Origin of the sequence: Dapis purpurea BLCC-M126 (genome assembly GCF_050015975.1) — a bacterium.
GTDB lineage: Bacteria > Cyanobacteriota > Cyanobacteriia > Cyanobacteriales > Microcoleaceae > Trichodesmium.
Genome location: NZ_JBNHER010000332.1, coordinates 1 through 12959, shown reverse-complemented (window position 1 = coordinate 12959; position 12959 = coordinate 1). Strand labels below are relative to the sequence as shown.

General features: G+C 37.2%; 6 protein-coding genes. 4 read left to right on the top strand and 2 right to left on the bottom strand.

The genetic code is table 11. The features are described from left to right. Positions 1-711 precede the first annotated feature (711 nt). The 3 genes from ACP6PL_RS30575 to ACP6PL_RS30565 all read left to right on the top strand — a co-directional run bounded on the left by ACP6PL_RS30575 (position 712) and on the right by ACP6PL_RS30565 (position 5074). Positions 712-1581: a hypothetical protein gene (locus ACP6PL_RS30575; RefSeq protein ID WP_426549134.1), complete on the top strand. Its 870-nt coding sequence runs from the start codon at positions 712-714 to the stop codon at positions 1579-1581. A 541-nt stretch (positions 1582-2122) separates the two neighbouring features. Beyond that, positions 2123-3307, top strand: coding sequence for an MFS transporter (locus tag ACP6PL_RS30570; RefSeq protein WP_426549133.1), 1185 nt, complete (start codon positions 2123-2125; stop codon positions 3305-3307). A 456-nt stretch (positions 3308-3763) separates the two neighbouring features. Next, positions 3764-5074 (top strand): pentapeptide repeat-containing protein, encoded by a 1311-nt coding sequence (locus ACP6PL_RS30565; RefSeq protein ID WP_426549132.1) that lies wholly within the window; start codon positions 3764-3766, stop codon positions 5072-5074. Between the two features lie 635 nt (positions 5075-5709). Here ACP6PL_RS30565 and ACP6PL_RS30560 read toward each other — a convergent pair. Next, positions 5710-7641, bottom strand: a complete 1932-nt coding sequence (locus ACP6PL_RS30560; RefSeq protein WP_426549131.1) for an ATP-binding protein — start codon at positions 7639-7641, stop codon at positions 5710-5712. A 24-nt stretch (positions 7642-7665) separates the two neighbouring features. Then, positions 7666-11301: an ATP-binding protein gene (locus ACP6PL_RS30555; protein ID WP_426549130.1), complete on the bottom strand. Its 3636-nt coding sequence runs from the start codon at positions 11299-11301 to the stop codon at positions 7666-7668. Between the two features lie 398 nt (positions 11302-11699). Here ACP6PL_RS30555 and ACP6PL_RS30550 point away from each other — a divergent pair, with 398 nt between their 5' ends. Beyond that, complete coding sequence (locus ACP6PL_RS30550; protein WP_426549129.1) at positions 11700-12572, top strand: response regulator; 873 nt, start codon at positions 11700-11702, stop codon at positions 12570-12572. Positions 12573-12959 lie beyond the last annotated feature (387 nt).

Genomic DNA, 12959 nt, shown 5'->3' with positions numbered 1-12959 from the left:
CGCCATATCCAATCGACCAAGAGAAAAGTGCTCTTGAATTTCCTTATCTTCAATTCCCGAACGGTTTTAACCAGAGGTAATTATCAATTATCCATTATCAATTATCAATTAATGAAGGATGAGATAGGAAAAACTAGGATTTGAGATTGCTTCCCTGTCGGTTGCAATGACGAAAATACTTTGTAGTGCTTAAGTCCTACATTTTTGTAAATTTGAGGTATTTTATACTATTTTGAATAAATTCTTCTCAGGCATAATCTATCTCAGAAAGGCTTCTAAGTGCTATAAAAGCACCCTCAAAAAACTATTCTCTCACTTCAAAGACAAATTTACCTATTCTAAACCTCTGCTCTCCGTTATATTATGTCCGTTTAATTAGTGATAAAAAAAACCTTCTGCTCCTGATATACTGCTTATTTCTTCTCTTCCTGCTGACTCCTGTCTCCTGTCTCCTCCTTAATTTATTTATAACTGTTCATCCGGACATGATATTAATACTTAATAAAGCTCCTATCTAAAACTGGATTTACTATAGCACTACGCAAATAGATTAGGACGTTTATAAATTCTCAAACTTAGTCAGAGATTACTTTTAAATTTTGACTTTTGATTTTTGACTTGCGGGTAGTGCTATATTATCTCCTTAAAAGCCAAATCAAGGTAGAATAATAAGTAGAATTTACTCAAAGTTATTTTAGGAGTTATCATAATATGTTGCGTAAATTAACCGTTTTGTTTATGTGTTTAACATTGTGTTGGACAACAGTCGCCTGTGGCAGTTCTAACACCACCTCATATCAAAACTCAAATCCCAATATCTCATCTAACCGGAACCCCAACCAAGTAACTCAAGGAGAATATCCCGTACAACAAGCAACCTATAACGACGGCAACGGCGAATATTCCTTAATGTTACTGAATACTCCTGCAGGTAAACCGCCAATTTATACCACTACAGATTTGCAAATGGCAAGTTTAACTGAGGAAGAAATTCAAGAAGGCAAAACCAATTATGCTAATATTAATGGCGATCAAGCTAGTTTGCATATTAAACCAGACTTTAAAATCGAATATGTACACAACGTAACCGAAACCCAAACTAACCCCCAAACAGGTAGACAAGAAACAATTATTGTGCGTCGGGAATCTAATTTCTGGACACCTTTTGCCGGAGCAATAGCAGGTCAAGTAGTTGGTGGAGCAATTAGTAGTATGTTGTTTCGCCCTCAATATTATGTACCACCAGTTTATCAACCAGGTGGAGTAATGACTGGGTATGGCGGATATGGCAGCAGCTACACCCAGGCTGTTAACCGATATCAAGATCGTTATCAAGCTCCACCAGCAGCAGTGAAAAATCGTCAAACATTACGTTCTACTGGTGTAACTAATTCTACTCGCAGTAACACAACTCGTAAACAACAGCAAAATACAAATCGTTCTACTGGTAGTGGTGTTGGTGCCAGTGACTTGCGTCGCTCAGGTACAGCACAACCTCGCCAACAACGTCGTAGTTTTGGTAGTGGTGGGTTGTCACCTTCACGTCGGAGCAGTGGTTTTGGTGGTAGAAGACGCCGATAAATAACATTGACATTGCTGAATGACTGTATGATATTGATTCTAGTTACTTTTAAGTAACTTCAGTTATCAGTTATCAGTACTTCCTACTGAGGTAGGAGGTTTCAAATACTGAAATTTCTTTCTATTGGTCGATTGGATATAGCCAGGAAACCCGCTATTGCAGAGCCACTCAGCTTTTCATGTTGCGCGGCGAAACCTTATCCCTCGACCACTTTTTATTTTCCTTAAAGGAGAGGCTTGAGACCTGATTTCAAATCTGTTTGATATAGGATTAGAATCCAGGTAATTAATTATTGTATCGCTGAGGAGTCATATCAAATCCGGTAGCATCGGTATAAAAAAGCAGAGAAACCAGGTTTATTAAATACCCGACTCTACTAACATCTACCTGCCATAAACCCGCTTTCTTATAACACTTCCATTGCAAACGGATTTGATATCAGGAGTCATTTATTATCCATAAATTATCAATTACTTCTCCCTATTGCCCATTGCCTATTCCTTATTCCCTCTTTTCTGGAGATGTTTAGTCAGTAAAATCATGCCCAATACCAATGACGATCGCCCTAAATTAAATTCCACTGTATGGACACTTGGCTTAGTTAGTCTCTGTACCGATCTTGCGAGTAAAATGATTTACCCAATTACTCCAATCTTTTTAACTACTGTGCTAGGTGCTCCAGTTTGGACGGTGGGTATAATTGAAGGTATTGCAGAAAGTATCGCTAGCATCCTCAAACTCTATTCAGGCTGGATGTCTGATTTAGTAGGTCAGAGAAAGCAATTTGCTGTGGTAGGTTATGGATTAGGTGCAATTTCTAAACTATTGCTAGCTTTATCTGGAGTATGGAGTCATGTTCTGGGCGCACGGTTAATAGATAGAGTGGGAAAAGGAATACGAGCTGCTCCGAGGGATGTTCTGATTACACAAAACTGTGCAGTCGATCGACGAGGCCAAGCCTTCGGATTACACCACACTCTAGAGACTATAGGAGAAGTTGTAGGGCCTCTATTGGGATTTTTATTTTTGCAGCAGTATGCTAATAACTATCGCGGGGTATTTGCAATCGCATTTTTCCCAGCTCTATTAGGAGTCTTATTATTGTTAGTGTTAGTGAAGGAACCCAAAATTGCTGCTCGAAAAGCAAATTCACAACCTCAGTTTACGCTCGAAGGATTAAGCCCTGCCTACTCCAGATATTTGATAGCGATCGGAATTTTTAGTTTGGGTAACTCTTCCGATGCGTTTTTATTGTTACGCGCTCAGGATTTAGGTTTCAATGGAATGCAACTTCTATTGTTATACACAGTATTTAATATAATAGAAACTTGTTTGGGGCTAACTGCGGGAAAGTTCTCAGATCGAGTGGGAAGAAGACCATTATTAGTTACTGGGTACTTAGTTTTTGCACTGGTATATCTAGGATTTGCCACAGCTAGGAGTGCTGAAATAGTTTGGGTTTTATTTACACTGTATGGATTGTACTCAAGTTTGACGCGGGGAGTGCAAAAAGCTTTTGTGGCAGATTTAGTTCATCCCCAGCGAAGAGGTGCAGAAGTTGGCACTTTCTATATGTTGGTTGGTTTAATGGCTCTGCCTGCAAGTTTAATTGCTGGTTGGTTGTATGCTCAAGTTTCGGTTTCCGCACCGTTTTATCTAAGTGCAGGTACAGCTATTTTTGCTAGTATGTTCCTTTACTTGAGAGTTAGTGAATCTAACAGCTAGATTCATCTGCTTTTTTTTGTAGTTATACTCTGTTGGTGGATAAGCTTCATACAGATGGATTGTCCTTGGGGCATCAAACCTTTATTATATTTGTGGGACATCTAGGCACTTATACTCAAGGGCTACCTCTACAGGAAATTTGTCATTGATTTTTTCAGCCACTGAATAAAACTGAACTTTTTAAGAAATTTATCTGTTGATTTTTTCAACCACTGAATAAAACTGAACTTTTCTGAATAAAATGCTACGACATTTGTTGTGTGTATAAGCTCAAATACTGATAAATTCATATTTATTTAGTCCAATCCATAAGATTTATCCCAAAATATTCAGTTTTATTCAGGTGGAAAATTACTGAATTTTCCTTACATTTTATGTATTGTTTTTACTGTGAATATACGCAATAATATTATCAACAATCAAACAACCAAAAGTTAATTTAAGGAAAATAGGAAAATGATAGTTGAAACACCCTCAGCAGTTTTTGTAGAACAGTGGACTCCATACTACACTGAGGGGAGATACTTTTCCTTAACGATGGATACGATCAAGCAAAAAATAGATTTTTCTGAAGTAGTTAGCGGTCCAAATTTGACTGATAAATTGGCAGGTGTAAATCTCACATCTGCTGATTTGAGTATGAGCGATCTAGACGAAGTTAATCTAAGTGGAACGATTCTCAGAAATGCTTATTTACTTTGTGCTAATTTGAAAGGAACTAATTTTAGCCATAGCGATCTAACTAATGCTAATCTAAGTGGAGCCATAATGTGGTTTGCTAACTTCGACAATGCTGATTTGACTGGAGCAGATCTTATCAACGCTAGTTTCTGGAGTGCTAACTTACAGAATGCTAAACTTCAGGGTGCTAATCTTTGGCGTAGCGAGATCGTAGATGCCCAATTAAGTGAAGCTAATCTCACAGGTGCTAACTTGAATCGTGCCAACTTAAAAAATACTAATCTGACAGGTGCTAATTTAAGTCATGCTAATCTTAATCAGGCTAACCTTCATAAAGCCAACCTTAGAGGTGCTAATTTAAGCCATGCTAGTCTTGATAAGGTTAATTTGAGACATTCTAATCTTGCTAGCACTAAACTGTTTCATGTTAATCTGGTTGGCAGTAAGTTAGACTATGCGAATCTCACAGATGCAAATCTTGAAGGTGCAAATCTTGAAGGTGCGAATCTATGTGATGTCAATCTTAATAATGCGAAATTGATAGGTGCTAACTTAAATTATGTTAACTTCAGAGGTGTAAAAATTAATGACACTACAGAATTAGATGATAAGTGGTATCTTGTCTGGGATATTGTTAATCATGGAGCTTATGGTCAAACTTTAACTGGTATTAACTTAGAGAATGCCAACCTTAAAGGTGCTAATCTTGGAGTTGCTAATTTAACAAATGCGAATTTGCAAGGCGCTAATCTGAGATATAGTAATTTAAGCGATGCTAATCTCAGTGATACTAATATCAGTGATACTAATCTTACAGATATTAATTTAATCAATGCAAATTTAACAAATGCAAATTTGCATAGTGCTAATTTGAGTAATACTTTATTATTTGGTGCTCAATTGGCTAAGGCAAATCTGATGAATGCTAATTTAAAAAATGCTCAGTTACTGGGAGCTGATTTAACAGAGGCTAACTTAGAAGGTGCAGAATTAGAAGGTGCAATATTTGGCTATAATTTAGGAGTTTCTGAAGAAATGAAGCAGGAGTTAATTCAACGTGGAGCAATTTTTCAGGATAAATATTAAAATTTAGGACTTATGCAGTGCAAGGTATTTTCTTCATTGATATAAAATCCGGTTATACAGTAATCACAAAATTACTTCCTCCTAATACAGATTTTCTATTGAATACGAATTTAAAAATTCAATAGTTTAAATCCTTTCTTTACCATTTTTTAGCTCGGAAATTATCTTTTTTATCAAAGGGACATCTTTTAAAAATTATTAGTCGGTTATATTAAATCTGGATAATTACTATACTCAAGTCATTGCGACTGGAACGGAGTGGAGGGAATTCAAGAATTGAGAATTGAGAATTGAGAATTGAGAATTACCTCTTCTTATAAAAAAGAGGATTGGCGCTCAAGGATTTTTTTTCTTCTCTTGGTTGATTGGATATGGCGTTTCGGCGCTTGAGCCGACATGAAAAGCGGAGCGGCTCTGTTAAGAGCGGGAGACCTCGCCATCCCATCCTAACGGACTGCTCCGCAAACAACCGCTTTTTTCTCCATGAATGGAGAGGCTTTATACCTTAATTTTTCGGTAATCTCAAAGGTGCGCGGAGATTGCTTCCCTTTGGTCGCAATGACAACTGTTCAAGCGGATTATATATGATAATAGATTTTTCCTACTTTATAACCTCCTCATAGTCAAGCAAATATTTACCCTAGTAATTGAACAATCCGATCAAATTGATAGTTATCTGCAAAACTTTGTAGTTTGGCAGCCAAAACTGCCTTTTCTGGCGGAATATCTTTAATTAATTTCATCACTTTTTTACCCCGGAGTTGACTTGAGGCTTGGTGCAGTTCCGCTAACCACTCAGAAGACATATCCTTTAAGATGGCCGATAAATCTTCTGAATTAACTTGCTCTGGACAACAAATTGTCTTTTCGAGTTTCTTACCATTACCCTCAACTGATTGTTCATAAATCAACTCTACTCCTAAATATTCCTTCATCTTCTGCCAAATCACCTGCTCCCGAAAAGGTTTCATGATATAGTCATTAAAACCCGATGCTAGAACTAACTCTCGTTCTCCAAAAACACTAGCAGTCAAAGCAATAATTTTTGTGGCCATAGCAGGTGACTCTAACTGTGATTCCCACTCTCTAATCTGTTTGGTCGCTTCATATCCATCCATTTCAGGCATCTGCAAATCCATCCAAATCATATCGGGACGCCATTCTTTCCAAATATCTGTAGCTTCTCGTCCATTACTAGCTTCCAGCAGCGAAAATCCCTTGGAAACCAGTAAATCTAACATTAATAAACGATTGTCTGGCTGATCGTCCACCACTAAGATACGATATTCTGGTTGCTCTGGTGCTACACCAATTACTTTCCCTCTCCCTCCTATGTCAGGAAAAGCCTGAGTTGAACTCAGATGAATAGGAATCGATAATTTAAAACAACTTCCTACGCCCACAGTGCTTGTTGTGGTAATCTCTCCTCCCATCAAATTAATAAACTTTTGAGTAATGGCTAGCCCTAATCCACTGCCCTGTTTAATTTGATGCCCGGCTGTGGTTTGTTCAAAGGGCACAAATAACTTATCAAGTTCTTCTGTCGCAATACCAGGACCTGTATCTTCTACCTCTAATTGAAGCAGTTGATATTGGTTATTTTCTGCAGCTTGCTCCACCTTAGCCCTTAAAGTTATCGCACCTTTGTCTGTAAATTTCACTCCATTGCCAATTAAATTAATTAAGACTTGTCGCAGTTTTCCCTCATCTGCAGATATGTATTGGGGTAGCTCGGAATCTGGCTCTAAAACAAATTGAATTCCTTTTTTTTGAACTTTGAGACAAAACATATCTTGCATATCTTGCAGAATAGTATGGAGGTCAAAATCTGTTTGATTCAGGGTAGTTTGACCTGCTTCAATTTTGGACATTTCCAAAATATTGTTAATTAAGGATAATAAATGTTCCCCACTGCGGTTAATAATTCTCAAACGTTCCTGGTGTTCTGGTTTGAAGGAGCTATCTTGGCAGAGAATTTGAGCAAAACCAATGACACTATTGAGGGGAGTGCGTAGTTCATGGCTCATGTTAGCCAAAAATTCGCTTTTCGCTTTATTGGCATTTTCCGCAGCTTGTTTGGCTAGATCAAAAAGCCAAGATTGAGCTAAGAGCAAAATCTGTATATCTAGTAACCGCCAACGTCCATTTGGCCATGCAATTACAATGGGTTCATAAATAAAACTGCTTGGACGCTTAAGCGCAAGTTCTGCTGCCTCATAAATGCTGCAATCTGCACTAAGTAGTAGATATCTTTTTATTAATATCTCTGTATCTAAATTTTTGTCAGACTTAGCCATAATTTCCCACAAGACTTGAATTGGTCTGTTGAGAAAAACTTCTAATCCATAGGGACGACTAAGCCACTCAAAAAATTTCATTCTAGAAATCATGCCAATGATTTTATCATCAGCAGTAATCAGAACCCCTGGTAGTTCTAAATGCTCGTGAAATGCTTCTGACACAACTTTACCCAAGCTGGTTATTTTAATTTCAAAGTCATGGGTAGGAAGATCTGCTAAACACGAATTAAGAGTAAGTTTATCTAATTCTAATTGTGGAACAAACATGATTTTCTTAAAGTTAAGAATTAACTAGGAAAAATTAAGTAATTGAATAATCCGATCAAATTGATAGTTGTCTGCTAAGTTTTGCAGTTGGGCAGCAAGCACTGTCTTTTCTGGTGGAATATCTTTAATTAACTGCATCACTTTTTTACCCCGGAGTTGACTTGAGGCTTGGTGCAGTTCAGTTAACCACTCAGATGGCATATCCTTTAAGATGACTGATAAATCTTCTGAATTAACTTGCTGTTGCTCTTGACAACAAATTGTCTTTTCCAGTTTTTGACCATTACCCTCCACTGATTCTTGATAAATCAACTCCACCTTTATAAATTGGCTGATCTTCTGCCAAATTACCTCTTCTTGAAAAGGTTTTACCATATAGTCATCAAAACCCGATGCTAGAACTGACTCTCGCTGTCCAAAAACACTAGCAGTCAAAGCAATAATCTTTGTAGCCATAACAGGTGGCTCTAACTGTGATTCCCACTCTCTAATCTTTTTGGTAGCTTCATATCCATCTATCTCAGGCATATGCAAATCCATCCAAATCAGATCTGGATGCCATGTTTTCCATATATCTATAGCTTCTCGTCCATTGCTGGCTTCCTGCAGGGAAAATCCCTTGGAACCAAGTAAATCTAATATTAATAAACGATTGTCTGGCTGATCGTCCACCACTAAGATACGATACTCTGGTTGTTCCGGTGCTAAACCAATTACTTTCCCTCTCCTTGCTGTCCCAAGAAAATTCTGAGTTGAACTCAGACGAATGGGAATCGATAATTTAAAACAAGTTCCTACACCCACAGTGCTTGTTGTGGTAATCTCTCCTCCCATCAAGTCAATAAACTTCTGAGTGATGGCCAGCCCCAATCCTGTTCCCTTTTTAATTTGATGCCCGGCTGTGGTTTGTTCAAAGGGCACAAATAACTTATCGAGTTCTTCTGTGGCAATACCAGGACCTGTATCTTCTATCTCTAATTGAAGCAGTTGATATTGGTTATTTTCTGCAGCTTTCTTCACCTTAGCCCTTAAAATCACCCCACCTTTGTCAGTAAATTTCACTCCATTGCCAATTAAATTAATTAAGACTTGTCGCAGTTTTCCCTCATCTGCAGATATGTATTGGGGTAGCTCGGAATCTGGCTCTAAAACAAATTGAATTCCTTTTTTTTGAACTTTGAGACAAAACATATCTTGCATATCTTGCAGAATAGTATGGAGGTCAAAATCTGTTTGATTCAGGGTAGTTTGACCTGCTTCAATTTTGGACATTTCCAAAATATTGTTAATTAAGGATAATAAATGTTCCCCACTGCGGTTAATAATTCTCAAACGTTCCTGGTGTTCTGGTTTGAAGGAGCTATCTTGGCAGAGAATTTGAGCAAAACCAATGACACTATTGAGGGGAGTGCGTAGTTCATGGCTCATGTTAGCCAAAAATTCGCTTTTTGCTTTATTGGCTGTTTCTGCATTTTCCTTTGCTATTTGGAGTTTAACTTGAGTGATTTGTAATTGCTCTAGGATTTCCCGTAATTCTTGGTTGCTTTTTTCTAAGTCTTTCTTAGATTTAATCCAATCACTAATATCAGCAATAAAACCTTCAATAAATTGAACCTTTCCATTTTGGTTAAAAATCCCTCGTCCTTGTTCCCAAACCCATTTTTCTTCCCCTTGATCAGAGAGTAAGCGATAAGTTACTCGAAATGATCTTTTTTCGGCGATCGCCTGTTGTACCTGTTGCCAGAGTCTTTCTCGCTCTTCGGGATGAATTAATTGACCATATTGAGGGCTATTAGTTAAATCTTTAGGTAAATAACCAGTCAAACCATAGCATCCTTGACTGACGAAAATCATAGTCCAATTGGAGTCATTCAGGCAACGATAGGCCATACCAGGTAGATTACTCATCAGAGTAGTCAAAGTTCTTTGGCTTTCTAGTAGAGAAACAGTCCGTCGTGCTACTTCTTTCTCTAATTCTTGATTAGCTTTTTCTAGTGCTCTTTCTGCTTGCTTTCGAGGAGTAATATCATGCACCATGACTAATACTTCGTCTTGATCCAAAACCATAATCCGTACCTGTTCATACCGGATTTGACCATTGAATATAATTTGATGCTCGTAGACTTGCAGCTTACCTGTCCCTAAAGCTTGCTGAATATAGTGCATTCGCTTTTGTGCTAAGTCAGGTGGTAATGATTCCTTAACAGTATTCCCTTCTTTAAATGCTTTTACCCCATAAACACCTGATGGTTCACTGCTACCAATGATATCTAGATAACTCCCATCACTTCTAGCGCGAATCATCAAATCAGGAATAGTGTTGACAATTGCGCGATTGGTCATCTCACTCTGACGCAAGGCATCAAATGATTCCTCAAGTTGCCTTGCCATTTTGTTAAAAGACTCTGCCAGGATGTTAGTTTCAATAAATAAACTGGGTTCTATCTGCTGCTTGAGATTGCCTTGAGCTAGTTGATCTGAAGCTTGGGATATAATTCTTAAGGGAGCAGTAATCCAATGAGCGGTAAAGAAACTAGTAATTGTAGCCAGACCAAATGCCAGAAAACAAAGTAGGATGCTCTGACGATTATTAGCGTAGATTTGTTCCATAAAATCTGCTTCTGGTACAACTATCGCCACTAACCAATTCAAACCTTTGTCATCCTGAAACGGTAAAACTTGTAGGAAGTAATTTTTATTCTCAATCTCAAAACGAATTTGCTGAGAACTTGTGATTTCTTGGAAATCTCTAAATTTTCCTAGTAAGTATTGACTGGTTGCTCGTGTAATTGAATTGTTACTTTCTGTGGCTTTAATTCGTTCTATGGAAGTATCTGTCTGAACGAAAGGGGTTTCCCCGGTTGATGTCGCCACCAACAGTCCACTTGATTCCATGATAAAACTCTGTCCAGTTTTACCAATTTTTATACTTTGGAGAAAATCTCCAATTTCAGAAAGGTGCATCAGGATATAGAAAACTCCTTGGAAATCACCTTGTTCGCTGTAGATGGGATGTACTGCGCTGATTGTTAATACAGACTCTGTTAAACGGGGGAAAATTCCACTCCAGACTGGTTTACCCGCCTTGACTGCATCTTGATACCAAGGGCGCTGGTATATGTTAAATGGTGTAGCTTTGATTAACGTTGTCGGTTCCCCTGATTCATCAACAGCGTATGTTTCCATTTTATCATCTGTTGTTGCATTTAATACTCTGACTACGCCTGTGACATTTTCAACAGAGCTCACTGCAACAACTTCCCCTTGAGCATTACCAATTCCAATATCAGTGACTAACTTAAAGAACTGTAACTGCTTCCAAAAATAGCGTCTTAATTCAGTTAAATCTCCGACATTAATATGACCATGAGCAATTTCTTCTTCATTTTTCTGATGGATAAAGTGAGGGATACTTAAAAAAGTATGTAACTGCTGGTCAATGCGATTACCAATTTCTGTGCATAACTGTAATGCAAAGGAATTCACTGTCTTTTGTCCGTTACGAAATGAGAGCCATCCAGTCAACCCAACTGCTGCAACAATTTGTATGACAAATGACACTACAAGGGTAGTGCGAATACTCAATTTGGGAATGGGGGTAGTTTTTTTACGGTTCATTTGATAGAAAATGGAGCCAAAATTTCTCCTTCTTGGGGTCATTTCAGTTATCATTTATCAGTTCTTAATTAGCCTCCTATCGGAGGAACTGCGTTAACAGTACCTCAAATCTGAAATAGGAGGTTTGAAATACTGAATTTGATTTTTTTCATCCCCTTAAAAAGGGTAGGAATACCCTATTTTTTTGTTCGGAGTTACTTTATTTGTATAGATAAATTTAGGTTAAGTTTAGGTTAAGTTTAGGTTAAGTTTAAAATACATCTAAGGACATCCTCAGAGGTAACCTTAAAAAATAAGGATTTTCACCAAAACTAAGGAATAAAGATACGTTCTGTAAGAACGTGTTATTAATAATAGCAAGAATTTAGGGATGCTAAAATAATGAATTTATAGTATTTTAAATTTTAAGTTAATATTCTCCCTAAGAGGGTTTTACTACCATGAGCAATTTTGAAGAACTTTTAGCATTGGCTGAAGAATTAATGGAACAAAAAATGGGTAATTGTTTGAGTGATTTACAGCGTACTGTATTACTCACTACTCTACAAGGAAATAGAAGGACTTATGATAAAATTGCAGAAGAATGTGGCTACTCTCCTAAATATTTGAAGCAAGACATTGCACCTAAACTTTGGCAACTTCTTTCTGAAATTTTGGATACAAAAATTACTAAGTCTAATATTAAAAGTATACTAGAAAAAAAAATGTCTGAGCAGCCACAGGTAGCTGAATTGTCTTTGTCTACATCTTTTTTACCTATTTCCTCCTCTCCAGTTGACTTGTCTCCAGTTGTCTCAGTTTCTGAGAAGGGTAATATTCTATTAGTTGACGATCAGCCAGAAAATCTGAAACTATTGTCTGATTTGCTCGAAGAACAAGGATATGAAGTACAACAAGCAATTAATGGTGTAATTGCATTACAAGCGATCGCTGTAGGTTCTCCTGATGTAGTCTTATTAGATATTCATATGCCACAGCTAGACGGCTATACTGTCTGTCAAAGACTTAAAGCAAATCCTAATACCCAAGATATTCCAGTAATTTTTGTTAGCGCTCTTGATGAAGCCTGGGATAAAGTTAAAGCTTTTTCTGTAGGTGGTAGTGACTACATTACCAAGCCTTTTAAAACAGTTGAGGTATTAGCTAGAGTTGAAAATCAATTAAAAGTTAGACATCTGCAACTAGAAGTTCAATCTCTGCAACAAGAGTTAAAAAAGAAAAACTACCAGTTACAACAAGCTTTACAAAAGTTACAAAGCATTGACCATCAAGGTTTTTTACCCTCCTCAAACTCATTGTTAAATAATGCTTGACATCCTCTAGTGGCCGTAAAGTTTGTGTTCATTATCCATTATCAATTAATGAACGAACCTTAGCTCCTTGGCGAGTTGACTGCGGGTTAGGGTTCAAATTTTCAACTTCAACTCATCAAGCTTAGGAATATCAACAGTATTAAAATAATTGAACAAAACTATACACAATTAGACATTTATTATGATACATAGCAATCCTATCTGATTTGTAAAATTTTTCCAGAAATATTCTTGCTGTATCTGAGTTTCAAGCCGATTACTGTTCACGAATAATATAGGATTGGTATACGAGGTTTATATCTAATTCATTAACTGTATCTGAGGCAGCAGAACTGTTCATTAATTGATAATTGATAATGGATAATTGATAATTACCTCTGGTTAAAA